Genomic DNA, 26,247 nt, shown 5'->3' on the forward strand with positions numbered 1-26,247 from the left:
ATGGATACGTGATCAGTTTTGTGTTCGCCCGGCTGTGGGAGGAGGGGCCGCTGGTCCCGGAACGGGACCAACTGGCCTACATGGAGAGGGACTTCACGGCCCCGGTCGGGCGGTGTACGCCGACCGGCAGTGGGTGGACCGGCCGGTGTCCGCCGATCGGCAGTTGGCGGATCGGCCGGCTTCGAGACGGGCGGCCGGGACGCGGAACGGCGAACAGGAGACGTAGTCGAGGCCGATGTCGTGGAAGAAGTGGATGGAGTCGGGGTCGCCGCCGTGTTCGCCGCAGACGCCGATCTTCAGGCCGGGACGGGCGGCGCGGCCCTCCTCGACGGCGATGCGCACCAGACGTCCGACGCCGTCCCGGTCGAGGGTCTCGAACGGCGAGGCGGCGAAGACGCCCTGGGCCGGACAGGACGGGAAGAAGAATGTGTCGGCTCGTCGCGGAACGGGTCCAGGCCGTCCTGGTCAGGTCGTCGGTGCCGAAGGAGAAGAAGCCGGCGGCCTCGGCGATCGCCCGTACCGGCATCTCGACCGAACGACGGCACGACAGACGAGTTCGCACACGTAGTGGTACCGCGTCAGGTCCTTCACCGTCCGGGGTGTTCAGACGTGCGGGGCGTTCAAGCGTGCGGGACGACGGCGACGGAACAGTCGGCGTGATGCAGCACCGCGTGGGCGACCGGACCGAGGTAGGTGCCGAAGCGGGTCTCCCGCTCCCTGCGTCCCACCACGATCAGGGCGGCGCCCACGGAGGCTCGGACGAGCTCACCGGCCGCGCGGCCGTCCACCACGGTCTCGGCGACGGGAACCTCGGGGAACTTCTCGCACCAGGGGCGCAGGGTGGCGACGACGGCGTTCTCGTGCTCGGCCAGCAGCTCCGGGCCGCTCACTCGTACAAGCGGGTCCGTGGCAGAGGAATGCGGGGCGCTGAAGGCGTGGAGGACGTGCAGCGCGGCACCACGGAGCCGGGCGGCGGCGAAGGCGAACGCGATCAGCTCCTCGCACGGCCGGTCGGTGTCGAGGCCGAGCAGCACGTCACGGTACGGGACCTGCGGTATCTCGTCCGGGGAGATCCCGTCGGGTGCCGCGAAGTGCTCGTCACAGGTGCCGACGCCGGCCCGCACCAGGACCACAGGGACCGGTGACCTGGAGACGACCCGCTGAGAGATCGAACCCAGCAGGTATCCAGTCACTCCACTGAGCCCGCGGGACCCGAGAACCAACAACGCGGCCTCATCGGCCGCGGCGAGCAGAGCGGTCACCGGCGCCTCCGCGACGGACCGGCCGAGGACCCGCAGACCCGGGTGCGCCGCACGCAGTCCGTCCGAGACCCCTGTCAGCAGGTTCTCGGCCCAGGACCGCCGGGACACGTCGTCCGGCACGGACGGGGCCGGCCGCGGTTGCCACTGCCACGCGTGCACCAGGCAGAGTGCCGTGCCCCGGCGCAGGGCTTCGCGGGCTGCCCAGTGCGCGGCGGCCAGACTCTCCGGGGACCCGTCGATCCCCGCTGCGACCGGTCGAAGCATGATCCGCACCTCCGGCGTCGTGCGCTCGGCGGAGAGCCCACAGGCCTCGCGGTGGTCGCCGTCGCCTGCGGAATCCCTTCTGCCGTCGAGCCTGGTACGGGTCGGGACCCGCGCGCAGGGGCCGGGCAGTACCTCCCTCTGGGTCGATCGGCCCTGGCCGATGCCATGCGGCCCGCCGCGGGGGCCGGGTGGCCCATGGCGGCGGGCGGGACACGGGCAGAGATTGGGGGTGGAAGAGTCCCGTGCCAGGAAGAGGCAGGATCATGAACACTTCCACCACCACATCCACCACGCTGCGGGCGCTGCCCACCGAGCACCGGGAACGGCTGATGCAGGTGGCCCGCGAGGTGTCGTTCCCCGCAGGCGCCTGCCTGTTCGAGGAAGGCCGGCTCGCGGACCGGTTCTGGATCATCCGGACCGGCACGGTGGCCCTCGACCTACGAGTGCCGGGCCGCCGGGCGGCCGTCATCGAAATGCTCGGGCACAACGAACTCGTCGGCTGGTCCTGGCTGTTCCACCCGCACACCTGGCATCTGGGCGCCAAGGCGGCCAGCCCGGTGCGGGCCTACGAGTTCGACGCGGAGGCCGTCAGGGCGATGTGCCGGGCCGATCCAGGGTTCGGCAGCGCCGTGACCCGGTGGACCGGCGAGATCGTCGCCCACCGGCTCCAGTCGACCCGGACGCGGCTGCTGGACCTGTACGCCCCCTACGGCAGCGGCGACCCCCGCTGACCGACGTTTCCGGAACCGATCGAGGAGTCACCGTGCACGGCAGTCCGCACATCGTGAGCGACGTGATGACCCACACCGTCGCCGCCATCGGCCGCGGGGCCGGTTTCAAGGAGATCGTGCAGCTGATGGAGCAGTGGCAGGTCAGTGCCCTGCCCGTCGTCGAGGGCGAGAGCCGGGTGATCGGAGTCGTCTCCGAGGCCGATCTGCTGCCCAAGGAGGAGTTCCGCGACGGCGACCCCGACCGCGAGACGCAACTGCGGCGGCTGAAGGATCTCGCCAAGGCCGGCGGACTGACCGCGGAGGAGCTGATGACGTCTCCGGCGATCACCGTGCGCGCGAACGCGCCCCTGGCGCAGGCGGCCCGCATCATGGCGCACGCGAAGGTCAAGCGGCTGCCCGTCGTCGACGAGACCGGCGGCCTCGAGGGCGTCGTCAGCCGCGGCGACCTCCTCAAGGTGTTCCTGCGCGGTGACGAGGACATCGCCGAGGAGGTGCGCCGGGAGATCGTGTCCTACCTCTTCCACGGGTCACCCTCCCCGGTCCGCGTCCAGGTGCGCGGCGGTGTCGTCACCCTCACCGGGCGTGTCCGCGACACTGCGCTGGTGCCGGTGGCCGCCCGTCTGGTGCGGGCCGTCGAAGGAGTGGTGGACGTCGGCTTCGACCTCACAGGCCCGGAGCACAGCCGGGAGCGGTGAAACGGCCACGAGTGCAGTGCCGAGTAGATCCTTCCGGGGCCCGCTCAGCCATCGTGCGACGGCACCCCGCTCAGGGCCGGCTGAGCCCCCGAAGGATCGACGCGGTCCGGGCCAGGCTCGGACGGGGCCGGTCGGCCCTGGTGCATCCGGGCCGAAAGGTGATGATCGGCGTCAGCGGCTCCGGGTGCCTGATCAGTTCGCCGAGCAGGCCGTGACCACTGGGCAACGCTCCGATCCGTGCCCGCTGTACGTCGTCGATGCCCACGGTCAGGAATTCGGAGAGCTTCCGATCGGCACCGATCACTCCCAGCGCCCCGTACTCGGCGTCCACCAGCACGCCGGCGGCCTCGACGATGCTGCGCAGGACCTGGGCAGATCCAGCTCCCGGCCGACCGACAGTACCGCCTCCAGCAAGCTGTGCAGCCGGTCTCTGGTGCCCCTGACCGCGTCGATGCGCACCTGCAGCTCGCCCAGCAGCTCATCGAGTCGCAGCTTCGGAAGGTGCTGCTCCGAGCGTTCGCGCGTATCCCTGCTCATCAGATCCTCCGGCCGGCACAGGAGACAGGGGCTCCCGCCGCCGCCCGAACCGTCCGATCAACACATCGCATCACCCCGCCTGGCGACGGCCCTCACCGGACGTCCCCCACCCACGAGTTGGGCAGAACCACGTCGTGACCGGTCGAAGTTCGCCCGGCCACGACGATTCACGGGTTGTTCGCGGGTTGTTCGCGGGTTGGGAGTCAGCTTTTCGGGACGCTTGTCGCCAGCACAGCGCGGATGCCGGCCGCCCATGCCTCGATCCGCTCGAAGTCACGGAAGTCGCCGCCCTTGCCGGAGGAGACGATCTTCCGGGCGATGAATCCCCTCGCCCCCTCTTGGAGGCATCCTCCGAACGTGACGTGTTCCGTCACGTCGAGCCGGTCCATCGCTCGTTTCACGGCGGGCACGGGCGGGATGTCCCGTTCCGAGGCCGACGCGTCGAGCGGGCCGCTGCTGAAGAACCACAACGGCAGCCCGACCAGCGCGCGGCGGTGCCGCCGCACGAAGCGACGGGCGTCCTTGTGCCAGCGCCCCGCGTACAGGCCGCCGCCGACCACAACGGCGTCGTACGGCTCGAGGCTCGTCACGGAGCCGGCGGGCAGAGCCTCGGCGGACATCCCCTCCTTGCGCAGGATCTCGGCCACTCTCTCCGCGATTCGCGCCGTGGATCCGTTGGTCGTCCCATAGGCGACCAGAACGTTGCTCGGCATGGTGGTACGCCTCCTCTCACAGTTTGCGCAGCCAGTCATCGGCGACTCCGTGCACGGCCGGCTCGCCGGGGCGCAGGTGTGCGTCGTCGAAGCGATAGGCGAGTTGGTCGACGACGCCGACGGCCCCGTCGACGCGACGGCTCATGGCGACCGCGATCTCCGCCTCGCTCCGGCGTTCCACGTGACCGTCGAGCGTGATCACCCCCTCGTGGACGGTGACCGCCACGGTCTGCGGTGCCAGCCACAGCGACCGCACCAGAACCTCGTCGATCACCTCGGAGCGGATCTCCCGGTCCGGACGCAGGAAGACCTGAAGCAGGTCGCGGCGGGTCACGATGCCGACGAGCCGGTCCTCCTCGTCCACCACCGGCAGCCGCTCCACCCGGTTCCGCGCCATGGTCCGGGCGGCCTCGGCGATGGTGTTCTCCGCGTACACGGTCACGGGCGGTACGGACATCAGCTGTCCGGCCGTACGGGCCCGCGCCTTGGCCGCCTGTCGCCGGGCGGCGCGGGTCCGCATGACGAGCCGGAAGCGGGGCTTCGGCTCGTACGGGTCGGGGGTCTGTGCCTGCCGCGCGAGGAGGTCGGACTCGGAGATCACCCCGATGACCTTCTCGTCGTCGTCGACGACCGGCAGGCCGCTGATGCGGTGGCCCGCGAGCAGCCGTGCCACCTCCTTGAACGGGGCTCCGTACGGTGCCCGGACGACGTCCGTCGTCATTACGGATCCGACCTTGTTGTTCTTCATGGTTGTTCCTCCTCAGCGCAGTCGGCGCAGGTAGGGGTCCTGTGCGCGGCGCGGCAGCAGGCGGACGCGTGCGTCGAGCACACTGACCGCGCCGGGGGTCGCGAGGACGGGGTTGAAGTCGGCCTCCGCGAGCTGCGGGAGATCGCTCGCCATGCGGGACAGGCGCAGGAGCACCTGTTCCAGACCTTCGAGGTCCACCGGTCCGCCGCCGTGCGTGCCGAAGAGCAGCGGTGCGCAGCGTGGCGAGGTGATCAGGTCGTGGACGTCGTGGTCGGTCAGAGGAGCGAGACGGGCCGCGTGGTCGGCCAGCACCTCCGTCGCCGTACCGCCGAGACCGAACAGCACGAGGGGTCCGAAGACCTCGTCCTGGACGACCCCGGCGAACAGTTCGGTGCCGCGCGCGGCGAGCGGCTGGACGACCGCTCCGGTCATGAGTCCGGCGAACCGGGTCTCGAAGTCCCGGAAGGCGGCACGTACTTGGGCGTCGCCCTGGAGGTCGAGGTGCACGGCGTGCTGTTCGCTCTTGTGGAGCAGACCGGGCCAGTGGGCCTTCATGACGACACGGCCGTCGGGTCCGCGCAGCCGTTCGGCGGCGATGACGGCGTCGTCCTCGGTCTCGGCCCAGGCCCAGTCCAGTTGCGGAACCCCGTAGCAGGCGAGCAGTTCGGCGCAGGTACGGGGGTCGAGCCAGCCGCCGTCCGGGTGCTCCGCGAGGAAGTCCGCGACGACCGTCCGGGCGCGTCCGGTGTCGATGTCCGCGAGGTCGGGGACGGTTCCGGCGGGCCGGCTCAGCCAGGCCGCACGGTGGGCGGCGTGCGCCAACGCCCTTGCCACCGCGCCGGGTTCGGAGTACGACGGGACGGTGCCGCCGTCCGCGGTGGGCAGCAGTTCGACCGGCAGGGCCTGCTCCAGTCGTACGACGGCGACAGGACGTTCCCGTCGTGCGGGCCCGGCGGTGAGCGCCCGGACCAGGTCGTCGCCGGTCGCCGCGGCGACGGCGGTGGGGACAAGGGCCACCAGGACCGCGTCGATCCCGGCGTGCCGGGCGACCCGCTCCACGCATTCCCTGAGCTGCTCCTCGCTGACGGCGGCGGTGGCATCGACGGGGTTGCCCACGGCAGCGCCGTCCGGAAGCACACCGAGCAGGTCGTCCCTCAGCTCGGGTGTCAGGACCGGAAGGGAGAGTCCGGCCTCCGCGCAGGCGTCGGCGGCGAGGACGCCCGCGCCGCCCGCGTTGGTGACGATCGCGACGCGGCTGCCGGAGGGCAACGGCTGAGCGTGCAACAGGGCCGCGGTTTCCAGGAGTTCGCCTACCGAACGGGTGGCGGTGATGCCGGCCTGGGTGAACAGGGCCTGCCTGGTCATGGTGCGGGTGGCGGCGGCCGCGGTGTGCGAGGCGGCGGCGCGGCGGCCCGCGTCGGTGCGGCCCGCGTCGACGGTGAGGACGGGCATACGGCGGGTCACGCGGCGGGCGGTGCGGGAGAAGGCGCGGGGGTTGCCGAACGACTCCAGGTGCAGCAGGGCGAGGTCGGTGCGCCCGTCGCTCTCCCACCACTGGAGCATGTCGTTGCCGCTGACGTCGTACTTGTCGCCCAGCGAGGCGAAGGAGGAGACGCCGATGCCGAGCCGGGACAGTCCGTCGAGCAGGGCGATGCCGACACCGCCCGACTGCACGGCGATCCCCGCCGTCCCGGGGCGCGGGTGGCCGGCGGCGAAGGTGGCGTCGAGGACGAGTTCCGGGTCGGTGTTGGAGACACCGAGGCAGTTCGGCCCGACGAGCCGCATGCCGTACGTGCGGCACGCGTCCAGCAGTGCCTTGCCCTGGTCCGCGTCCAGCCCGGCCGTCACCACCAGCAGTGCCCGTACTCCGGCCTTGCCGCATTCCTCGGCGGTGGCGGGCACGGCGGAGGCCGGGATCGCGAGCACCGCGAGGTCGGGGACGCGGGGCAGGGCGCTGACCGAGGGGTAGGACGGCACACCGAGGATCGAGTTCACGCCGGGGTTCACGGCGAACAGCCGACGTTTGAAGCCGCCCGCGTGCAGGTGGTGCAGGAGGGCCCGGCCCACCGATCCGGACCGGCGTCCCGCGCCGATCACCGCCACGACGTCGGGACGCAGCAGCGGCTCCAGGCTCGCCACGTCGGCACCCCGGCCGCGTGTCTCGACGGCCCCGAGGTAGGCGCCGTCCTCGGCCAGCTCGATCGTGCAGCGCACTTCGGGGCCCTCGAAGTGCCGGGACGTGCGCAGACCGAGGTCGGCGAAGAGCCGCAGCACCTCGTGGTTCTCGGACAGCGCGTCGGCGGTGAAGGCGCGGATGCCCTCCGCGCGGGCGGCGGAGACCAGGTGCTCGACGAGCAGGGTGCCGACGCCCCGGTGGTGCAGCCCGTCGGCGACCGCGATGGAGATCTCGGCCGTGCCCGCTCCGTCACCGGTCTCGTACTCGGCGAGACCGATGACCTGACCCAGTGTCTCGGCGAGCAGCGCCCGGTAGCCGGGCCGCGGCGGGGCGCAGGCCCTGTCGGCGGCCATCTCGGCGGAGCGATGGCTCGCGGAGAAGAACCGGAGGCGGAGGTTGTCCGGGGACATCTCCTCGTACAGACCGTGCAGTTGCTCGTGGTCACCCGGCAGCACGGAGCGTATGCACACCGTGGTGCCGTCCTGAAGCAGCGCGTGCACCGGGGGGCGGTCGTCGTCCGTCATCACGGGCCTCCTCGAAACCTGTCGGCACTTCGAGCATCCAGCGATCCGGGGTCGCGTCCCAGGGGCTGACCGGGTGCACCGCATGGGCCGGTCGGCCCCGGTCCCGGCCTCCCCCGGCTCCCTCCGATTCCCTGAGGGTGGTGACGTCCACCCCGGACGGCAGCCGCTCGATCGGGGACGGCCGCCCTGGCCGCCGGGCGCCACCCTGTTCAATCTGCGGGTGGCGGTGACGCACCTCGGCTGGAAACCGGTCACGCGACTGCTCCCGGACCCCCATGACCCCGGGCTGCTCGCCTCCGTCCGGATAACGCAGCAGGCCGGCTCTCGTGCGCTGCACGCCGCTGAGCTGTACGAGGCGATCTGGCGCCGGCACAGCAGTCGGTTCCCCTTCAGCGACGAGGCAGTGCCCGGCAGCGTCATGAACGACCTGATGGAAGCCGCTCGACTCGAGGGCTCCACGATGACCGTGACCGCACCACGCGAGGCGGAGCGACTGCTGCGGATCACCGCCGAGGCGGAGCACCGCAACCACTCCGACCCGTACCGCAGCGCCGAAAGCCGCCGCTGGACAGCCCGGGACGAAGCCGCTGACACCGGCATTCCGACCGCCGCCCTCGGACCGCAGGACGCCTTCGGACAACTGCCCATGCGCGACTTCTCCGCGCAGCGGTCGATGGAGCGTTTGCCCTCCCGACCGTTCGAGCGCACTCCTGCCTTGGTCGCGTTGGCCACGGGGCACGACCGGCGCTCCGACTGGCTGCGCGCCGGGCAGTCGCTCCAGCATGTGCTGCTGGTCGCGACCGCGCACGGTGTGCGGGCCTCGCTGCTCCACCAGGCTCTGGAGTGGCCGGACCTGCGCGACGAACTGCGCAGCCCGACAGCGCCGTTCGACCACGTCCAGATGCTCATTCGGCTCGGCTACGGCCCGGAGGTCCCTGCTGCTCCTCGCCGCTCGCCGCCGATGTTCCTGGACCTCGACGGCGCAACATGTCACGGCGATTCGCTTCCCCGAAGCTCGTCGACCCGTGCGGATTCTCTCAGCGCTCCGCCGACGACCGAACCGACCGGCGTCTGCCCAAAGGGGCTTGCGGGTGGTCGACGACCGAACTCGGCATCGGGACAGGACTCGTAAGTCACCCACCCACCGTTCCCGTGAGACCCCACCGGCAGTCCGGTGGCGGGGCCCGCGACGGCCGGCCCTGCGGCAGGGCCGGCCGAAGCCACCGCTCGCAGGCGCGTTGAGCAGCACGCCGACAGGGTTACCAGGAGCGGCGGGAAGGGGGCGGGAGCGTCGACCGGCGCCGCCGCTCCCGCGCGTCAGGGCCGGTGTGCGGTTATACCGTGGCGGAACAGGTCCAACCGTCCGGCCGAGGAGACCGAATGATCGACAGTCCGGCACACATCGTCGAGGCGGCGTTTCGGTACTACAGGTCGCAGGACCGCGACGCGGCCCTCCCTCTCTACGCCGATGGTTTCTCGTTCACCAGTCCGCAGGACGACCACATCGACAAGGCGACCTTCTTCGAGAGGTGCTTCCCGACTGCCGGCCGGTTCAAGGAGCAGCGGTTGCTTCACGTCACCCCCGCGAACGAGGAGCTCGTCTTCGCGTACTACGAGTACGAGCTCGGTACGGGCGACAGGCACCGAAACGTCGAGGCGATCACCGTTCGGGACGGACTCATCCAGGAGGTGGAGGTCTTCTTCGGAGGCAAGGCATGAGCAGGCCCGGGCCCGAAGGAGGCGTCGGTGGCGGCCCAGGACCGGCACACGCGAGCTGGACAAGCATCCGCCGCAGGTCTAACAAGGTCCACCACGACCCCCACGTGCTGGCGGCGACTCTGGAGACCATGCACGTGCGGGAGCCCTGTCAGCGGACGACGTCGAAGACGTTCTTCTGCAGACCGTTGGCGTAGACCTCGTGCTCGACGAGCTTCAGCTTCTGGGTGTCCTTGTCCGTGGCGCTGAAGAGCCGCTTGCCCGCTCCGAGCAGGAGCGGAAAGACGAGCAGGTGGTAACGGTCGATCAGGCCGGCGTCCGAGAGGGCCTGGTTCAGGGAGGCGCTGCCGTGGACGATGATCGGGCCGCCGTCGGTCTCCTTCAGCGCGGCGACGTCGTCGAGCGAGCGCAGGATCGTCGTCTCGCCCCAGTTCGACACCAGGTTGTCCTCAGTGAGGGTGGTGGAGACGACGTACTTCGGCATCACCTTGTAGCCGGCGAAGTCCTCCATGTCGGGCCACACCGGGCTGAACGCCTCGTAGCTGGTCCGGCCCATCAGCATGGCGGTGGCTTCCTGCTGTTCCCGGCCCTTGATCTCGAATGCCTCGGGGAGGAACTCGATGTCCTTGAAGGTCCACCCGGAGTTCCGGTAGCCGGGCTCGCCGCCCGGGGCCTCCACGACGCCGTCGAGCGAGATGAAAGCGGTGCTGATCAGGGTACGCATCTACGGTTCCTCGGTGTCTCGTGTCCGGTTCTCGGCAGATTCAGTCGGTGCACGCTTCGGCCGCACTCGCGGCTGAGGCGCACCAACCATGATGTCTGACTGCGGATCACGGAAAAACTCATCGGCCGTCAGGGACCATGGGACCCCGGCTTCCCGAGAGAGGCCCGGATCAGGTCACGATACGGCGTCCTGTGAGGGCATACGGTTCGACGCGCACCCACATGTCGCGCCTGCCACCGGCCCACGGCGCGCTGTATGCCCGCTCCGCGAGCCGACGCTCTTCATCGCTGTCCGTCACCTCGCGCGCATAACCGCGCGCCAGCACGCTCCAGCCCTGACTGAAGACGTCGTCGACACGGTCGATCTCGAACGCGACCAGGGAGCCGCAGGCCAGCGCCGGTGTGGCGCCGCGGGCGGTTCTGAAGACGATGGTGTCATCGACGACGCTGTAGTTGACCGGCACGATCGCCGGCCCGAGCTCTGTGGAAACCGCGACCCTTCCTACACCATGCGTCGAGAGCAGCTCCCTGCACTCGGCCCTGCTCAGCTCGGTGAATTCGGGAGCACGCCCGGCCTGTTCACGACCGGGTGGCACATCGGTGTCGCCGCCGGTGAGCTCCGAGACCGTGGTCTGCAGTGCCGCCGCCAGCGTGAGCAGTGCGCCTCGGCCGGGCGCGGCGTCAGGGTGCCGTTCCAGGTGCGTCACATAGCTGGGGGCCATGCCCGCTCGGGCGGCCGTCTCCTCCGTCGTCAGTCCGAGTCGGGAGCGGCGTGCGGCGAGTCGGCGGCCCAGGTCACCCGAGGGCAGGCCCTTCGTCCCGTTCACCTGCGTCTGTTCGGTCACGACTCGTCACGTCCTCTCGTCAGGCCGCCGGAACGGCAACCTCCTCGTGCGACGGCTCGCCGAGCAGGTGTGCCTGTCCCGTTTCGAGTACCGAAATCGCCCGATATGACTATCTTGCCCTAATAATCGCCCGGCCCGCTTGGGCCATCCGACCCTTTCGCTCGGCGAACGACCCTTGCCGACCGACGACGACCGGAAGCTTCACGGGTCTCTCCTCCTCGGGTGGGTCAGCCGTGGGGGACGACGGCGACGGGAGCCGTGGAGTGGTGCAGGACGGAGTGGGTGACGTGTCCGATGTGGGCGCCGAGGGGGCTGCGCCGGATGCGCCGGCCCACGACGACGAGCGAGGCCTCGCGCGAAGCGCCCACGACGTGGACGGCCGCGCTGCCGTAGCGCGACACCTCGACGACCTCCACGTCCGGGAACTTCTTCCGCCAGGGGAGCAGCACCTCGGTCACGGCCTGGGACGCGCTCAGGGCGAGTGCCTCGTGCAGCGCCGGGTTGGCGGGCGTGCCGTACGCGTAGTAGGGCGGCGGGGTCCAGCCGTGGACGACCCGCAGGGACGTCGCACGGAGCTCGGCGGCGGCGAAGGCGAACGCGATCAGCGTCTCGTCCGGGTGCTCGACGTCGAGTCCGAGGACCACGGGCCGGAACGGCGTCGCGGCGGACGGAACACCCGCCGGGTCCAGCTCGTGCTCGTCGGCGGCCGTCTCCAGCGCGCGGACCAGTACGACAGGGGTGTCCGTGTGCCCGACGGCGGACAGGCCGACCGAGCCGACCATGAAGCCGCCGATCCCGCCGAGGCCGCGCGAGCCCAGCACCAGCAGTTCGGCACTCTTCGCAGCCCCGGCCAGTGCGTCACCCGGGTGACCGGCGAGCTGCTCCGTGCACACCTCGACGCCGGGGTGGCGCAGCCGGACCCCCTCGGCCGCTTCCCGGGGAATCCGCTCGGTCCAGTGCTGCTGGGTCTCGGCGCCCAGGAGCGGGGCCTGGGCCATGGGCTCCGGCACCGGCTCCCAGACGTGCACGATCTTCAGCGGCAGGCCGCGCAACTCCGCCTCGCGAGCAGCCCATTCTGCGGCGGCACGGCTCTCCTGCGAGCCGTCGAGACCTACGGTGATGGTGCGGAGCATGATCTCCACCTCCTGGGGTGAGAGTTCGGGTGAGGGTTCGGATTCCGGAGTCGTCTTCGAACGGTTCCTCGTGCGGCCAGGGGCCGCACCTGGCACTCGGCTGTCAGTGGGCGGACAGACCGCGGGCCCTGAACTGACCCCGGACGCGTTCGGTCAGGGCGGGGTCGGGAACGGGGTTGTCCCGCAAGGGGAAGGGGATGCCCAGCGCTTCGTACTTGGGGGCGCCCAGTTTGTGGAAGGGCAGGACGTCCACGCGGTCGACGTTCCCGAGGCCGGAGAGGAAGCGGGCGAGTCCGTCGACGGTCTCGGGATCGTCGGTCCGGCCGGGGACGAGGACGTAGCGGATCCATACCGGGACGCCGAGACGGTCCAGCCGGGTGGCGAAGTTGAGCGTGGGGGCGAGTTCGCCACCGGTGAGCCGGCGGTAGGCGGTGACGTCGAAGGACTTGATGTCGAGCAGCACCAGGTCGGTGTCGGCGAGGAGTTGGTCGGTGGCGCGGGCGCCGAGGAAGCCGGAGGTGTCCAGGGCGGTGTGCAGCCCGGCTTCCTTGCAGCGGTGCAGCAGGGCTGCGGTGAAGGCGGACTGGAGGAGCGGCTCGCCACCCGTGACGGTCACGCCTCCCCCGGCGGTGGTGACGAACGGCCGGTACTTCTCGATCTCCGCCATCACCTCGTCGACGGTGACCTCCCGCCCGTCCCGCATGTGCCAGGTGTCGGGGTTGGCACAGTAGAGGCAGCGCAGCGGGCAGCCGTTGACGAAGAGGACGAACCGGGTCCCGGGACCGTCCACGCCGGTGGACAGGTCCCAGGAGTGGATCCGGCCCGTCGTCATCGTCCTCACAGCGTTCCGTGGAAGGTGCGGCTGATCACGTCGAGCTGCTGTTCCCGGGTCAGGCGGACGAAGTTGACGGCGTAGCCGGACACCCGGATGGTCAACTCCGGGTACTTCTCAGGGTGTTCCATCGCGTCCTCCAGGGTGGCCCGGTCCAGGACGTTGACGTTCATGTGGAAGCCGCCGGAGGCCGTGTACGCGTCGAGGATGCCGACCAGATGGCCGACGCGCTCGACGGGCACGTGTCCCAGGCCCTCCGGGGTGATCGTCGTCGTCAGCGAGATGCCGTCGCGGGCGTGCTCGTAGGGCAGTTTGGCGACGGAGAGCGCGGAGGCGGCCACCCCGTGCCGGTCGCGGCCGTTCATCGGGTTGGCACCGGGGGCGAAGGGCTGTCCCGCGCGGCGGCCGTCGGGTGTGTTGCCGGTGTGCTTCCCGTAGACGACGTTCGAGGTGATCGTCAGCACCGACTGGGTGTGTTCGGCGTCCCGGTAGGTGGGGTGCTCGCGCACCTTCGTCATGAAGGTGTCCACCAGGCCGACGGCGATGGCGTCCGCCCGGTCGTCGTTGTTCCCGTACGCCGGGTAGTCGCCCTCGATCTCGTAGTCCACGGCGAGCCCGTTCTCGTCCCGGATCACCTTGACCCGGGCGTACTTGGCGGCGGACAGGCTGTCGGTCGCGACGGAGAGGCCGGCGATGCCGCACGCCATGAAGCGATGCACGGGATAGTCGTGGAGCGCCATCTCGACGCGCTCGTAGGCGTACTTGTCGTGCATGTAGTGGATGACGTTGAGCGCGTTGACGTAGGTCTCCGCCAGCCAGTCCAGCATCCCGTCGTACGCCTTCGACAGCTCCTCGTACTCCAGATACTCGCCGGTCAGGGGCGGCGTCTCGGGGGCGATCCGCTCGCCGCTGATCTCGTCCCGGCCACCGTTGATCGCGTAGAGCAGGGCCTTGGCGAGGTTGACGCGGGCTCCGAAGAACTGCATCTGCCTGCCGACGGCCATCGCCGAGACACAGCAGGCGATCGCGGTGTCGTCGCCGGTGCGGGGCCGCATCAGTTCGTCGGACTCGTACTGGACGGCACTGGTGTCGATGGAGATCTTGGCGCAGAACTCCTTGAAGCCGGACGGGAGTCGGGGCGACCACAGCACGGTGAGGTTGGGTTCGGGGGCCGGACCCAGGTTGTAGAGGGTCTGCAGGAAGCGGAAGGAGGTGCGGGTCACGAGCGGGCGGCCGTCCTCGCCGATGCCGCCGATGGATTCCGTGACCCACGTCGGGTCACCGGAGAACAGGGCGTCGTACTCGGGGGTGCGCAGGAACCGTACGATGCGCAGCTTGATCACGAAGTCGTCGATCAGTTCCTGGGCGAGGGTCTCGTCGAGGACGCCCGCGGCCAGGTCGCGCTGGAGGTAGACGTCCAGGAAGGTCGAGGTGCGGCCCAGCGACATCGCCGCGCCGTTCTGTTCCTTCACGGCGGCGAGATAGCCCAGGTAGAGCCACTGCATGGCCTCGTGGGCAGTGGCGGCGGGGCGGGAGACGTCGCAGCCGTACGTCGCGGCCATCCGGGTCAGCTCATCCAACGCCTTGATCTGCTCGGCGAGTTCCTCGCGGTCGCGGATGATGTGCTCGGTCGACGGCGCGGCGTCGAGTCCGGCGCGTTCCGCGCGCTTGGCGGCGACGAGCCGGGTCGTTCCGTACAGCGCCACGCGCCGGTAGTCGCCGATGATCCGGCCGCGGCCGTACGCGTCGGGCAGACCCGTGATGATGCCGGCCTTGCGGGCGGCGCGCATCGCGGGGGTGTACGCGTCGAAGACGCCGTCGTTGTGGGTCTTGCGGTAGGTCCCGAAGACGCGGGTGACGAACTCGTCGGGCTCGTAGCCGTACGCCTTCAGTCCGCTCTCGACCATCCGCAGACCACCGTTGGGCATGATGGCGCGCTTCAGCGGCGCGTCGGTCTGCAGGCCGACGATCAACTCCCGCTCGCGGTCGATGTATCCGGGCGCGTGCGAGGTGATCGTCGACGGGGTCGCGGTGTCGACGTCGAGGATTCCCCTGCGCCGCTCCTCCGGGAACAGCGCGCTGACCGTGCCCCAGACGGCACGGGTGCGCTCCGTCGGGCCGGTCAGGAAGGACGCGTCTCCCTCGTAGGGCGTGTAGTTGGCCTGGATGAAGTCACGCACGTCGACGCGCTCGCGCCACGCCGTGCCGGCGAAGCCCTGCCATGCCGCACCCGTCCGGCCCCCAGTCGTCGCCGTCGTGGTCATCGCCGGTCTCCCCTCACGCTGCTCGGAATGTCCTGCACTGTCGATACTTGTCGTTCGGGGTGGCCGGGACGAGGGCCGGACAGCACAGGCCTCGGCGCCGAACGCCCCCGCCCGAGGGGCCGTTCGGCCCACCCCGCGATGACGGAGGTCAGGAAGACCGCTCCAGCCCGCTTCCCCGGCCCGGGCACTCATTCGTGCGGGACGACCGCGGCCGGTGCCGCGGAGTGGTGCAGCACCGCCGGAAAGTGCCGGATGGTGATCAGTCGTGCGGGACGACAGCGACGGGGGCGGCGGAGTGGTGCAGCACGGCGTGCGTGACAGGACCGATGTGAGCGCCGAGCACGGCACGGCGGACTCGGCGGCCCACGACGACGAGCGAGGCCTCACGGGAAGCGTCCAACAGGTGCTGGGCCGCCCTTCCGGACACGGTGTCCCCGATGATCTCCACGGACGGGTACTTCTCGCGCCAGGGGCGCAGGACCTCCGTCACGGCGTCGGCCTCCTGCGCGGCGAGCGCGGCGTTCATCTCCAGGTCCGAAGGCAGGCCGTACGCGATGTAGGGCGGCTCGTTCCAGGCGTGCACCACGCGCAGGGTCGCGGCGCGGAGGAACGCGGCCTCGAAGGCGAAGCCGATCAGGGCGTCGTGGGGGCCGGTGCTGTCGAGGCCGAGGACGACAGGCTTGAAGGGTGCCGCGGCGGACGGGACGCCCGGGGAAACCGGCAGGTGCTCGTCCGCGGCCTGCTCTCCGGCGCGTACGCATACGACGGGCCGTCCGGCGTGCGCGACGACGGCCAGGCCGGCCGAGCCGACCATGAAGCCGCCCGTGCCGTCGAGTCCTCGGCTGCCGAGTACGAGGACCTCGGCGTCGTCGGCGGCCTCGCGCAGCACCTCGGCGGGCCGCCCGTCGAGCTGCTCCGTGACGACGTCGACACCCGGGTGACGTACGCGTAGGCCTTCGGCCGCTTCGCGCGGGATCGCCCCCGAGCCTTCGGCCGGGGGCACCCCCGTCTCGCTTCCCCCGCTCCGGTGCCGACGGGTCCCGGCGCCCGGCAACGGCGCCTGGGCCATGTGGGCCGGGACCGGTTCCCGTACGTGGACCAGCTTCAACCGCAGTCCGCGCAGCCGCGCCTCACGGGCGGCCCATTCGGCGGCGGCGAGGCTCTCCAGGGAGCCGTCGAGGCCTGCGCCGACAGTGCGGGGCATGACGTCCACCTCCTGAATCGGGGGTCCGATCCAAGCGTCGCGTCCGATGGGCTCGTTGTGCAGGGGCCGCAGGTCCCTGGTAGGGGCCGATCGGCCCTGGCCTGGGCCGATCGGCCCCTGACGGGGACCGGACGGGCTGACGCCCGGTAGCCCGTACGGCCCGACTGGGAGTGCCACCTCACCGTGGAGCGGCGGAAATGGAGGCAGGCGGCGCGGAGCATCCGGGCTCGTGGGTACTGCGGGCCGTCGTCCATGGCCTGATTCGCCCGTCCGTGACGCCGAGAGGCGCCCGCGCACGGCCTGTCAGATAGTGGACCGCGCCGGAACCTCCTTGATTGGACGCTCATGGACCGCTATCCCCCCATCGCCAACCACGGTCTGGTGGGCGACCTGCAGACCGCCGCCCTGGTGTCCTCCGAGGGCGTGGTGAACTGGTTCTGCTCGCCGAGGTTCGACTCGCCGAGTGTCTTCGCCTCGCTGCTCGATCACGACCGCGGCGGGTATTTCCGGCTTGCGCCGGAGCACTCGGACGTCACGTGCAAACAGCTCTACTACCCGGACACCGGTGTGCTGGTCACGAGGTTCATGTCGCCGGAGGGCGTCGGCGAGGTCATCGACTGGATGCCCGCGAACACCAGCCGGACCCCCACCGACCGGCACAGCCTGACGCGGGTGATTCGCGTGGTGCGCGGCACCGTGCGGTTCCTGCTGGAGTGCAGGCCGCGGTTCGACTACGGCCGGGCCGACCACGAACTGGATCTACGGGCCCAGGAGGCGGTGTTCCGGGGGCCCGGGATCGCGGGACACCTGCAGACGTCCTTTCCGCTGGCACGGGACGGGCACGACGTGAAAGGCGCGGTCACGCTCGGCGTCGGGGAGTCGGCCGTCGCCGTGTTCACGACGTGCGCCGTCGACGGCGAGGCGCCGCCTCCGCTCACGGTCGACGGCGTGACGGATTCGCTGTGGCGTGAGGTGGACTTCTGGCAGAAGTGGCTGCACACCTCCCACTACCGGGGGCGCTGGGCCGAGATGGTGAACCGCTCCGCCATCACGCTCAAACTTCTGACCTACCACCCGACGGGTGCGCCGGTCGCCGCCGCCACCATGGGTCTGCCGGAGCAGGTCGGCGGTGAGCGCAACTGGGACTACCGGTATTCGTGGGTGAGGGACGGGTCCCTCTCCGTGCGCGCCCTGCTCGACCTCGGCTTCGCCGAGGAGGCGTCGGCGTTCACCAAGTGGCTGGGCGAGCGGATGCGCGACCGGGCGGACCTTCCCGGCGAGCGGCTGCAGATCATGTACCGGGTGGACGGGGACCCGCACCTGACCGAGGAGATCCTCGACCACTGGGAGGGGTACCGGGGATCAAGGCCCGTACGCGCCGGCAACGCCGCCGCGGACCAGCTGCAGCTCGACATCTACGGTGAGGCCATCTACGCGATGGCCGAGGGCATGGATGTCAGCGAGGAACTGGGCTTCCACGGCTGGAAGGGGCTCGCCCGGACGCTGGACTGGCTGTCCGACAACTGGGACCGTCCGGACGAAGGTGTCTGGGAGACGCGCGGAGGCCGCAGCGACTTCACGTTCAGCCGGGTGATGTGCTGGGTCGCCTTCGACCGGGGCCTGCGCCTGGCCACGGAACTCAGCCGGCCCGCCGACATCCCGCGCTGGCGCAACGCCCGCGACAGCATCCTCGAACAGGTGATGGACAAGGGCTGGAGCCAGACCGAGCAGGCCCTGGTGCAGCACTACGGCGGAGACGTCCTGGACGCCTCCCTCCTGTTGATCCCGCGTGTCGGGTTTCTCGCCGCGAAGAGCCCCGGCTGGCTCTCCACCCTGGACGCCATGGAGCGCAAGCTCGTCTCGGACAGTCTCGTGTACCGGTACGACCCGGCCGCCTCCCCCGACGGTCTCCGCGGCTCGGAGGGGACCTTCAGCCTCTGCACCTACCTCTACGTCGACGCCCTCGCCCGCGCCGGGCGGATCAGTCCGGCCCGCTACACCTTCGAGAAGATGCATACCTACGCCAACCATGTCGGCCTGTTCGCCGAGGAGATCGGCCCGAGTGGCGAGCAACTCGGCAACTTCCCGCAGGCGTTCACCCATCTGTCGCTCATCATGGCGGCATCGACCCTGGACGAGGCCATCAACCGGCAGCGGCAACGTGGCTGAGCCGGAACTCGGGCAACCGGGTCCGGACGCGCAGAACCCTGACGGCCGCCCGCAGAGCCGAGCCGCCTTCGACGCCCTGTACGCGCGACTGCGGCAGCAGGCGGACACCGCCGGACCCCCGGCCTCCGCAGGCGGCCGCGGGGCGCTGTCCACCATCACACCGGCGCGGGTCCTCGCCGCGGCGGCCGAGGTCCTCTCCGGCCTGACGGTCTCCTTGTCGTCCCCGATCGAGACCGGCGTGGCTCCCGACAATCCGCACCCGGCCGGCCACCGGCTCACCAGCGGCCCCGAGACCGAACCCGCGGACAGAGGGCTGCACTTCGCCACCGACCACTTCGCCATGAACGTTCACGGCGACGCGGACAGCCACCTCGACGCTCTGTGTCACGTCGTCTTCGACGGCACGCTGTACGGCGGCGTCCCGGCGAGCACCGTGACGGCGGAGGGCGCCACGGCTCTGTCCGTCGAACTGGTTCGCAACGGAATCGTCGGCCGTGGTGTCCTGCTCGACATCCCGCGGCTGCGGGGCGTGCCGTGGCTGGAGCCCGGCGACCACGTCACCGCCGACGACCTCACAGCCGCCGAGGCCGCCCAGGGCGTGCGGGTCGGGACCGGGGACATCCTCCTCGTGCGGGTCGGCCACCGCCGCCGGCGTGAGGAGGGAGGACCATGGGACGCCTCGCGCAGCCGGGCCGGCCTGCACCCGGCCGCCATGGAATTCCTGGCTGAGCGCCGGGTCGCCGTACTGGGCAGCGACGGGAACAACGACACGGCTCCCAGCCTCACCGAGGGCGTGGACTTCCCCGTGCACGTCCTGGGCATCCACGCCCTCGGGCTGCACTTCATGGACTACCTGCGGTTCGAGGACCTGGTGCCGCTCTGCGAGGAGGCCGACCGCTGGTCGTTCCTCTGCGTCGTCGCACCCCTGCGGCTCCCCGCGGCCACCGGCTCACCCGTCAACCCGATCGCCGTCCTCTGACCCACGCATGACCACGAACGACCCGCGAACGGCCCACGAACCGGCTGGTCCCGGCCTGCCCGCACCCATCCCCCCATGATCCGAGGCACCCCCCATGACAGGAACCGAGCACTACGACGTCATCGTCATCGGCACCGGAGCAGGCGGCGGCACTCTCGCCCACCGCCTCGCTCCCTCCGGCAAGCGTGTCCTGATCCTCGAACGCGGCGGATACCTGCCGCGCGAGCGGGACAACTGGGAGTCCACCGCGGTCTTCGTCAAGGGCAAATACCGCGCGCCGGAATTCTGGTACGACAAGCACGGTGAGAAGTTCCCGCCCGAGGTGAACTACTACGTGGGCGGCAACACCAAGTTCTACGGCGCCGCGCTGTTCCGTCTGCGCCCCGAGGATTTCGGCGAGTTGCGTCACCATGGCGGCATCTCCCCGGCCTGGCCGCTCCGTTACGAGGATCTGGAGCCCTACTACACCCAGGCCGAACACCTGTACCTGGTGCACGGCCGGCACGGCGAGGACCCGGGTGAGGGGCCGGTCAGTGCCCAGTACGCGTATCCGCCCGTGCAGCACGAGCCACGGATCCAGCAGCTCAGCGACGACCTGGAGAAGCAGGGTCTGCACCCCTTCCACCTGCCGATCGGCGTCAACCTCACCCAGGACGACCACGGGGGCGCGGCCCACGGAAGCGTGTGCATCCGCTGCAACCGGGTCGACGGTTTCCCGTGCCTGGTGCAGGGCAAGGCCGACGCCCAGGTCATCTGTGTCGACCCGGCCCTGGAGCACGACAACGTCACCATGGTCACCGGGGCGAACGTTCGCAAGCTGGAGACCGGGCCGACCGGCCGCAGCGTCGACAAGGTGATCGCCGAACTCGCCGACGGGACGGTCGCGCAGTACTCCGCCGACATCGTGGTGGTGGCCTGTGGCGCCGTCAACTCCGCAGCCCTGCTGTTGCGTTCGGCCAACGACAGCCATCCGGACGGTCTCGCCAACAGCTCCGGCGTGGTGGGCCGCCACTACATGCGGCACAACAACCTCGCGCTGATGGCGGTGTCGAAGGAGCCCAACGACACCCAGTTCCAGAAGACCCTCGCCCTGAACGACTGGTATCTGGGCGCGGACGACTGGGACTATCCGCTGGGCGGAATCCAGATGCTCGGCAAGTCGGACTCCGACCAGATCCGGGGCGAGGCACCGCGGTGGGCGGGCATGGCCTCGCCGGATCTTCCCTTCGAGGTGCTGGCCCATCACGCGGTGGACTTCTGGCTCTGCGGTGAGGATCTTCCTCACCCCGACAACCGGGTCACGCTCGACGCCGACGGTGACATCCACCTCGCCCTGGACGAGAAGAACAACACCGAAGGGCTGGCGCGCCTTCAGCACAAACTCCAGAAGATGCTCGGCCACCTGGGCATGCACCCCCACCACCTGCTGCCGCACAGCCTCTACCTGCACAAGGGCATGCCGATCGGCGCCACCGCCCACCAGGCGGGCACCGTACGCTTCGGCACGGACCCGCGGTCTTCGGCCCTCGATGTCGACTGCAAGGCCCACGATCTCGACAACCTCTACGTCGTCGACACCGGCTTCTTCCCGAGCATCGGCGCGGTGAACCCGTCGCTGACCGCCATCGCCAACGCCCTTCGGGTCGGCGACCACATCGCGGAACGCCTGAGCTGAGCGAGGAACGCCCCGGGGCCGTCCTACGGGCCGGGCTCGCCGGGCGGGGAGAGATCGGGGGGCGCGTCCTGGCGGCTCCGTCCCCCGATGCCCTGGGGGTCGGCCGTCCGTGCGTCGGCGCGGCGGGGTGCGTCGGCGAACTCTCTCTCGACCGCGTCGTCGAGGAGGCCGAGTTCGGCGCGGAGAGCGGGCCCGCAAGTGTCCGGCAGCGCCGCGAGGAGACCTTCGAGGAGGGCCCGGAGCCGTCGGCAGACCTGGACGGAGGTCGCGCCGTAGTCGCGGATCTCGGTGACGGCGAGCTCCAGGTAGTTCTCCCAGGGCCGGCCGGGCACCACGACGCGTGCCCGGCCGCGCTCGTCGGCGAGCACGTAGTGACCGCGGGTTCCGGCACGTCCGACGGCGTGCAGGAACGCCTCGATGTGGTTCAGCACCTGGATGGCCGTGGTGGGGTCGTTGACCGCGGGCGACAGGGCGCGGATGGCGATGTCGACCAGGATGCGCAGGGCGAAGGCCGGGTCCTGCTCGATGGTCCGCTCCGCACCGAGGGCGAGGAGGCCGGTCACCAGGCGCGGGTCGGGCGCGGGCGCACCGCCGTGGATCTCGACGACGGTGCCGCTGGGCGGGACGAAGTCACCGACCGACGCGGCCAGCACGAACACGCAGTCGTGCCGCGCCGCGAGCGAGACCATGCCGGGTGCGTCGAACGCCTGGATGACACCGCCGCGTTCCGACCGGATGCGGGCCACCGGGCCGGCCGCCGGTGGGACCCCGTCGGACGCCGCGGTGCTCCGTACATGGGCCGCCATGCGGTCGAGGACCTGTTCGCCCAGGCGTCCCACGATGTCGGCGATGGCCACCGGCCGCAGGTTGTGGGTGAAGCGGTTGAGGTAGATCAGCAGGAGCAGGAGGCTCACGGACACGGCGATACCGGCCAGGGTCACACCGAGGTTGGGCACGGAGTTGGTCTCGATGCTCCGCAGCAGTGTGTAGGCGAACGCGAAGGTGCCGGTGAAGGTGGCCAGCACGGCCTTCTGCAACCGGTCGCGGTACCAGAGCCGCATGTAGCGCGGTGAGAGGGTGCCGGTGGCCTGCTGGATGACGAGGACCCCGATGGTGACGACGAACCCGAGCAGCGCGATCATCGCGCCGACCACGGAGCTGAGGACACTGCTCGCCGTCGACGCGGAGTAGTCCCAGGTCTTCGGCAGCCAGGACGCGCCGTCCACGGCGGCCGTCGCCTGGGCGAGGGCGACGCCGAGCACGAGCCCGAAGAGGGGGACGATCCACAGACTCGCCTTGGCGTACTGCCGCAGCCGAAAGCGGGTGGCCCAGGAGGTCATACGGAGCCCATCAGTACTGCGGTGTCGCCCGGCCGAGGTGTGATCGTCTGCGCGCCGGTGACCGGGGCCAACTGGCCGTCGGCCCGGACCACGAACAGGATGTCGTGGTCCGAAGGGACCGGCTGGGATCCGGGCTGGACGAGGAAGCGGGCGCCCTGCTCGTAGCGGGCCGCCAGGCGGTGCCGGACGAGCGGGTGGCCGAAGAGGATGTCGCCGCCGGTGTACGGGGCGACCACGCCGTGACTGTCCCTCGGTGGCCCCACCCGGTAGACGGGCCCTTGCACGTTGTCCTTGATGACGACGGAGGCCAGGGCGTTGAAATCGTCGTCGTCGGTGAGCAGGAACACCGCCGTCACGCCTTCCAGCCGGGCCCGGGGATTGGTCGCGGTCGCCAGCATCTCCCCGTGCGCGAGCTCGATTCCGGCCGCGGCGATCCGCTCGCGTTCCTCGTCCAGTCCGGCCCACATCAGGACGTCGAGTCCGGCAGTCTCCAGAGCCTGCCCCAGGCCGATGACCCAGGGGGCTCCGCCCACCAGGAGCGGCCGTGTCCGCGCCGATCGGACGACGCCGAGCTTCCGGGCCACGGGCGCGGCGGTCAGGGCGTAGAGCAGGACCGTCCCCACGATCACGAGGAAGGTGATCGGAAGGATCTTGGACGCGCCGGGCAACCCCTTCGCCACGAGGGTGGCGGAGAAGGCGGACGCGGTCGAGGCCGCGACGATGCCGCGCGGTGCCATCCACCCGATGAAGCCCCATTCGCCCACCGTCAGGTCGGAACCACGGGCGGAGGCGTACGCGATGAGCGGCCGGACCAGGAGGACGAGCACGGCGATCAGGATCAGCGAGGGGACGAGCACGGGCACCACGGAGTCGGGGGTGACCGCGGAGGAGATGGAGATGAACAGCAGGCCGATGATCATCTGGACGAGTGTTTCGAGGAAGGGCCGGCGAGCCGGCATGTCCATCCCCCGCAGGTTGGTGATGGCGAGTCCGGTGAAGATGGCGGCGATGAGGCCGGTGTCGTCGCGGACGATGTCACAGCCCGCGGAGACGAGGATCACCGTCGCCAACTGGGCGAGGGTGCCGAGCGTTTCACCGAGCCGCAGTTTGTTCAGGGTCAGCCAGAGGATGACGGTGCCCACCGCACCGCCCACGAGACCGACTCCCACGCTGAGCAGGAACTGTCCGATCTGGTAGCCCCGGCCGAGGTCGACCCGGTGGGAGGTCGCGACGGCGTGGAAGACGACCGCTCCGAGGATGGCGCCGATCGGGTCGGTCAGCGTTCCTTCCCAGATCAGGATGCGCCGCAGCCTGTCCGTCGGCCGGACGTACTCGAGCAGCGGGCCGACGACGGTGGGACCGGACACGACGAGGATCATGCCGATCATCGCGGCACCCCGCAGCGGGATGCCGAACAGGGCCGGTCCGATGGCGGCGACGGCGAGGAAAGTGACCAGGATGCCGATGACAAGCAGCCGCACGACGGTCGAGCGAGTACGGCCGGTGAGGTTGCGCAGGTTCAGCCCGAGACCCGCGTCGTAGAGGATCACGGCGACGGACAGCGAGACCAGCGCGGGGAAGTCCGGGCCGATGAGGCGCCCGGGATGGATGACGTCGGTCAGGGCGCCCGCCGTGAAGCCGACGGGCAGGAGGATGATCAGCGCGGGGACGCGCAGCTTGTTCGCCAGGATCTGCGAGCCCGTGGCGAGGGCGACGGTCAGGGCGATGCCCAGGAGGATGTCCTCGTCGGTCATGGCGGTCGTCCTCCTTCCACCGCTCGGGGCCGCGGGATTTCAAGCATGTCCAGAAGCCCCTGCGCCCCGCCTGCAGGGGTTCTTGAAATCCGATGGCGCCCGACTCGACGCCGACGAGGGTTGCCTTCAAGGCATCCGCCGAGCACGCCGTACCCGGACCGGCCGTAGGGATGAGGCAGTCACGTCGAGGTCCAATCCACTACACCTGCGTACGGCACGCACCGCCGCGAAGCCGTCCGGGTGACCCGGGACGTCCGCGCCGTCGCCGGGCAGGCACGTCGACGGCCAGGACGACGGCGCCGCCGCCGACCACGACGGTGACGACGGTGACGACGACGCGAATCACCCGAACGAATGGCCACGGTCTTTCACGAGCACGGTTTGCCGACTGCCAGGGAACCAGTGTGTTTGTCTGGGCGGCCGCATCAGCTGCGTCGCAGTGCGATCCGATGGATGAGGACAGATGAGCCAGCTGGACTTGGCGCGGCTGCAGTTCGCGATGACGTCGATCTACCACTTCCTGTTCGTCCCGGTGACCATCGGACTGAGCCTGCTGACGGCCCTGCTCCAGACCGCCTGGTACCGAGGAGGGCAGGTCGCGTACCTGCGGCTGACACGGTTCTTCGGGACCCTGCTGGTGATCAACGTCGCCGTCGGCGTGGTGACCGGTCTGGTCCAGGAGTTCCAGTTCGGTATGGACTGGTCGGGCTACTCCCGCACGGTCGGTGACGTGTTCGGAGCGCCCCTGGCGATGGAAGGCCTCGCCGCGTTCTTCCTGGAGTCGACGTTCCTCGGCCTGTGGATCTTCGGCTGGGACAAACTGTCCAAGCGCGTCCACCTGGCGACCATCTGGGCGGTGGCGGCCGGCAGCGCGCTGTCGGCGCTGTTCATCATGGCCGCGAACTCGTGGATGCAGCACCCGGTCGGCTACAAGACCGACCCGTCCACCGGCCGCCCGCAGCTCGACGACGTCTGGGCCCTGTTCACCAACCCCGTCTTCCTCCGCGGCTACCTGCACGTACTGCTGGCCGCGCTGGTCACCGGCTCGATGGTCATGCTCTCCGTGTCCGCCTGGCATCTGCGCAAGGTCCTCCGCGACGGCAAGGGCGGCGACAAGGGCGGCGCCGAGGACAAGGGCACCCAGGTCCGGGCCGAGGTCCAGGACGGGGGCGCCCCGGACGCCGCGAAGGAGGCGGTCTCGGGGTTCCGGCTGTCAGCGCGCCTGTCGCTGTTCATCCTCGTGCCGGCCCTGATGTTCAACATGCTCGTCGGCAGCGAACTCGGCGTGACCGAGGGCAAGTACCAGCCGATGAAGATCGCGGCGGCCGAGGCGCAGTGGGAGACCTGCCAGCCCTGCTCCTTCTCCCTCTTCCAGATCGGTGGGGGCAACGACGACCAGACCCCCACGAAGATCCTGGAGATCCCGCACCTGCTCTCCCTGCTGGCCACCAACCACTGGAACGGCAAGGTCCTCGGCCTCAACGAGGTCAACAGCCAGTACCAGCAGGCCTACGGTCCGGGCGACTACGTACCCAACGTCTTCATCCAGTACTGGGCGATGCGCGTCATGGCCTACCTCGCCTCGCTGGCCCTCCTCCTCGGAGTGTGGGGCCTGTGGCTGCTGTGGCGCGAACAGCTCACGCGCTCACGCTGGTTCCTGACCGCGGCGGTGTGGGCCGTGGTGCTGCCGTTCCTCATCAACACGTCCGGCTGGCTCCTCACCGAGAACGGACGCCAGCCCTGGATCGTGCAAGGCATCCAGTTGACGAAGAACGGGGTCTCCTCCTCCGTCGGCACCACCGAGGTCGCCATCAGCATCGTGGCCTTCTTCCTCCTCTACGCCGCGATGGCCGTGATCGCCGCCGTGCTGATGACACGCCACACGCGCAAGGGCACCGGCCCCCTGCACCAGGACGACCAGCCCGCACCCGAGATGACCTACTGAGGTCCCGAGCCGCCGGAA

General features: G+C 70.4%; 20 protein-coding genes and 2 pseudogenes. 8 read left to right on the forward strand and 14 right to left on the reverse strand.

All coding sequences use genetic code 11. The features are described from left to right. Positions 1 to 93 precede the first annotated feature (93 nt). Both OG780_RS05590 and OG780_RS05595 read right to left on the reverse strand, forming a co-directional pair. A pseudogene (locus tag OG780_RS05590) lies at positions 94 to 532 on the reverse strand (putative PEP-binding protein); the annotation flags it as partial. A gap of 88 nt (positions 533 to 620) precedes the next feature. Beyond that, complete coding sequence (locus OG780_RS05595; RefSeq protein WP_328445279.1) at positions 621 to 1,526, reverse strand: universal stress protein; 906 nt, start codon at positions 1,524 to 1,526, stop codon at positions 621 to 623. Positions 1,527 to 1,789: 263 nt separating this feature from the next. Here OG780_RS05595 and OG780_RS05600 point away from each other — a divergent pair, with 263 nt between their 5' ends. Further along, a complete protein-coding gene (locus OG780_RS05600; protein WP_328445281.1) occupies positions 1,790 to 2,257 on the forward strand; it encodes a Crp/Fnr family transcriptional regulator in 468 nt (155 codons plus the stop codon). 32 nt (positions 2,258 to 2,289) lie between these two features. Beyond that, entirely contained in the window at positions 2,290 to 2,952 is a 663-nt protein-coding gene (locus OG780_RS05605) for a CBS domain-containing protein (RefSeq protein ID WP_328445283.1), read from the forward strand. Positions 2,953 to 3,124: 172 nt separating this feature from the next. Here the strand turns inward: OG780_RS05605 and OG780_RS05610 are convergent. The 4 genes and pseudogenes from OG780_RS05610 to OG780_RS05625 form a co-directional block, all read right to left on the reverse strand. Beyond that, positions 3,125 to 3,489: pseudogene (locus OG780_RS05610) on the reverse strand (histidine kinase); the annotation flags it as partial. 203 nt (positions 3,490 to 3,692) lie between these two features. Beyond that, a complete protein-coding gene (locus OG780_RS05615) occupies positions 3,693 to 4,202 on the reverse strand; it encodes a flavodoxin domain-containing protein (protein WP_328445285.1) in 510 nt (169 codons plus the stop codon). A gap of 16 nt (positions 4,203 to 4,218) precedes the next feature. Next, positions 4,219 to 4,950 carry a CBS domain-containing protein gene (locus tag OG780_RS05620; RefSeq protein WP_328445287.1) on the reverse strand — a complete coding sequence of 244 codons (732 nt, stop codon included), beginning with the start codon at positions 4,948 to 4,950 and terminating at the stop codon, positions 4,219 to 4,221. Between the two features lie 12 nt (positions 4,951 to 4,962). Further along, complete coding sequence (locus tag OG780_RS05625; RefSeq protein WP_328445289.1) at positions 4,963 to 7,650, reverse strand: bifunctional acetate--CoA ligase family protein/GNAT family N-acetyltransferase; 2,688 nt, start codon at positions 7,648 to 7,650, stop codon at positions 4,963 to 4,965. An 82-nt stretch (positions 7,651 to 7,732) separates the two neighbouring features. Here OG780_RS05625 and OG780_RS05630 point away from each other — a divergent pair, with 82 nt between their 5' ends. Together OG780_RS05630 and OG780_RS05635 are read left to right on the forward strand one after the other, a co-directional pair. After that, complete coding sequence (locus tag OG780_RS05630) at positions 7,733 to 8,782, forward strand: Acg family FMN-binding oxidoreductase (RefSeq protein WP_443062112.1); 1,050 nt, start codon at positions 7,733 to 7,735, stop codon at positions 8,780 to 8,782. 248 nt (positions 8,783 to 9,030) lie between these two features. Further along, positions 9,031 to 9,369, forward strand: a complete 339-nt coding sequence (locus tag OG780_RS05635; protein WP_328445293.1) for a nuclear transport factor 2 family protein — start codon at positions 9,031 to 9,033, stop codon at positions 9,367 to 9,369. 148 nt (positions 9,370 to 9,517) lie between these two features. On the opposite strand, the gene OG780_RS05640 is transcribed toward OG780_RS05635, so the two are convergent. The 6 genes from OG780_RS05640 to OG780_RS05665 all read right to left on the reverse strand — a co-directional run bounded on the left by OG780_RS05640 (position 9,518) and on the right by OG780_RS05665 (position 16,367). After that, positions 9,518 to 10,090, reverse strand: coding sequence for a dihydrofolate reductase family protein (locus OG780_RS05640; RefSeq protein ID WP_328445295.1), 573 nt, complete (start codon positions 10,088 to 10,090; stop codon positions 9,518 to 9,520). Between the two features lie 169 nt (positions 10,091 to 10,259). Further along, the gene (locus tag OG780_RS05645; RefSeq protein ID WP_328445297.1) at positions 10,260 to 10,934 is read right to left on the reverse strand and encodes a pyridoxamine 5'-phosphate oxidase family protein; all 675 of its coding nucleotides are present in this window, start codon (positions 10,932 to 10,934) and stop codon (positions 10,260 to 10,262) included. Positions 10,935 to 11,161: 227 nt separating this feature from the next. Beyond that, a complete protein-coding gene (locus OG780_RS05650; protein ID WP_328445299.1) occupies positions 11,162 to 12,067 on the reverse strand; it encodes a universal stress protein in 906 nt (301 codons plus the stop codon). 103 nt (positions 12,068 to 12,170) lie between these two features. Beyond that, complete coding sequence (pflA, locus tag OG780_RS05655; protein ID WP_328445301.1) at positions 12,171 to 12,899, reverse strand: pyruvate formate-lyase-activating protein; 729 nt, start codon at positions 12,897 to 12,899, stop codon at positions 12,171 to 12,173. Positions 12,900 to 12,904: 5 nt separating this feature from the next. Continuing rightward, positions 12,905 to 15,163: a formate C-acetyltransferase gene (gene pflB, locus OG780_RS05660; RefSeq protein WP_328445303.1), complete on the reverse strand. Its 2,259-nt coding sequence runs from the start codon at positions 15,161 to 15,163 to the stop codon at positions 12,905 to 12,907. A gap of 259 nt (positions 15,164 to 15,422) precedes the next feature. Continuing rightward, entirely contained in the window at positions 15,423 to 16,367 is a 945-nt protein-coding gene (locus OG780_RS05665; RefSeq protein ID WP_328445305.1) for a universal stress protein, read from the reverse strand. A gap of 345 nt (positions 16,368 to 16,712) precedes the next feature. On the opposite strand from OG780_RS05665, the gene OG780_RS05670 reads away from it, so the two are divergent. The 3 genes from OG780_RS05670 to OG780_RS05680 all read left to right on the forward strand — a co-directional run bounded on the left by OG780_RS05670 (position 16,713) and on the right by OG780_RS05680 (position 21,190). Further along, the gene (locus tag OG780_RS05670; protein WP_328445307.1) at positions 16,713 to 18,536 is read left to right on the forward strand and encodes a glycoside hydrolase family 15 protein; all 1,824 of its coding nucleotides are present in this window, start codon (positions 16,713 to 16,715) and stop codon (positions 18,534 to 18,536) included. Beyond that, positions 18,529 to 19,515 (forward strand): cyclase family protein, encoded by a 987-nt coding sequence (locus OG780_RS05675; RefSeq protein ID WP_443062113.1) that lies wholly within the window; start codon positions 18,529 to 18,531, stop codon positions 19,513 to 19,515. The genes OG780_RS05670 and OG780_RS05675 overlap by 8 nt, the downstream gene beginning before the upstream one ends. 94 nt (positions 19,516 to 19,609) lie before the next feature. After that, positions 19,610 to 21,190 carry a GMC family oxidoreductase gene (locus tag OG780_RS05680; protein ID WP_328445309.1) on the forward strand — a complete coding sequence of 527 codons (1,581 nt, stop codon included), beginning with the start codon at positions 19,610 to 19,612 and terminating at the stop codon, positions 21,188 to 21,190. A gap of 23 nt (positions 21,191 to 21,213) precedes the next feature. Here OG780_RS05680 and OG780_RS05685 read toward each other — a convergent pair whose 3' ends face one another. Continuing rightward, positions 21,214 to 22,530: a DUF2254 domain-containing protein gene (locus OG780_RS05685; RefSeq protein ID WP_328445311.1), complete on the reverse strand. Its 1,317-nt coding sequence runs from the start codon at positions 22,528 to 22,530 to the stop codon at positions 21,214 to 21,216. Further along, entirely contained in the window at positions 22,527 to 24,284 is a 1,758-nt protein-coding gene (locus OG780_RS05690; RefSeq protein WP_328445313.1) for a cation:proton antiporter, read from the reverse strand. The genes OG780_RS05685 and OG780_RS05690 overlap by 4 nt, the downstream gene beginning before the upstream one ends. Before the next feature lie 463 nt (positions 24,285 to 24,747). Between OG780_RS05690 and OG780_RS05695 the strand changes: the two genes are divergently transcribed. Continuing rightward, positions 24,748 to 26,229: a cytochrome ubiquinol oxidase subunit I gene (locus tag OG780_RS05695; protein ID WP_328445315.1), complete on the forward strand. Its 1,482-nt coding sequence runs from the start codon at positions 24,748 to 24,750 to the stop codon at positions 26,227 to 26,229. The last annotated feature ends 18 nt before the right edge of the window (positions 26,230 to 26,247 follow it).

This window comes from Streptomyces sp. NBC_00386 (assembly GCF_036063235.1).
Lineage (GTDB): Bacteria > Actinomycetota > Actinomycetes > Streptomycetales > Streptomycetaceae > Streptomyces.

Excerpts from the sequence above, each read along its gene's own strand:
- OG780_RS05595 (WP_328445279.1), bottom strand. The coding sequence starts at position 1,526 with ATGCTTCGACCGGTCGCAGCGGGGATCGACGGGTCCCCGGAGAGTCTG.
- OG780_RS05600 (WP_328445281.1), top strand. The coding sequence starts at position 1,790 with ATGAACACTTCCACCACCACATCCACCACGCTGCGGGCGCTGCCCACC.
- OG780_RS05615 (WP_328445285.1), bottom strand. The coding sequence starts at position 4,202 with ATGCCGAGCAACGTTCTGGTCGCCTATGGGACGACCAACGGATCCACG.
- OG780_RS05620 (WP_328445287.1), bottom strand. The coding sequence starts at position 4,950 with ATGAAGAACAACAAGGTCGGATCCGTAATGACGACGGACGTCGTCCGG.
- OG780_RS05625 (WP_328445289.1), bottom strand. The coding sequence starts at position 7,650 with ATGACGGACGACGACCGCCCCCCGGTGCACGCGCTGCTTCAGGACGGC.
- OG780_RS05630 (WP_443062112.1), top strand. The coding sequence starts at position 7,733 with ATGGGCCGGTCGGCCCCGGTCCCGGCCTCCCCCGGCTCCCTCCGATTC.
- OG780_RS05635 (WP_328445293.1), top strand. The coding sequence starts at position 9,031 with ATGATCGACAGTCCGGCACACATCGTCGAGGCGGCGTTTCGGTACTAC.
- OG780_RS05640 (WP_328445295.1), bottom strand. The coding sequence starts at position 10,090 with ATGCGTACCCTGATCAGCACCGCTTTCATCTCGCTCGACGGCGTCGTG.
- OG780_RS05650 (WP_328445299.1), bottom strand. The coding sequence starts at position 12,067 with ATGCTCCGCACCATCACCGTAGGTCTCGACGGCTCGCAGGAGAGCCGT.
- pflA (WP_328445301.1), bottom strand. The coding sequence starts at position 12,899 with ATGACGACGGGCCGGATCCACTCCTGGGACCTGTCCACCGGCGTGGAC.
- pflB (WP_328445303.1), bottom strand. The coding sequence starts at position 15,163 with ATGACCACGACGGCGACGACTGGGGGCCGGACGGGTGCGGCATGGCAG.
- OG780_RS05665 (WP_328445305.1), bottom strand. The coding sequence starts at position 16,367 with ATGCCCCGCACTGTCGGCGCAGGCCTCGACGGCTCCCTGGAGAGCCTC.
- OG780_RS05670 (WP_328445307.1), top strand. The coding sequence starts at position 16,713 with ATGGACCGCTATCCCCCCATCGCCAACCACGGTCTGGTGGGCGACCTG.
- OG780_RS05680 (WP_328445309.1), top strand. The coding sequence starts at position 19,610 with ATGACAGGAACCGAGCACTACGACGTCATCGTCATCGGCACCGGAGCA.
- OG780_RS05685 (WP_328445311.1), bottom strand. The coding sequence starts at position 22,530 with ATGACCTCCTGGGCCACCCGCTTTCGGCTGCGGCAGTACGCCAAGGCG.
- OG780_RS05690 (WP_328445313.1), bottom strand. The coding sequence starts at position 24,284 with ATGACCGACGAGGACATCCTCCTGGGCATCGCCCTGACCGTCGCCCTC.
- OG780_RS05695 (WP_328445315.1), top strand. The coding sequence starts at position 24,748 with ATGAGCCAGCTGGACTTGGCGCGGCTGCAGTTCGCGATGACGTCGATC.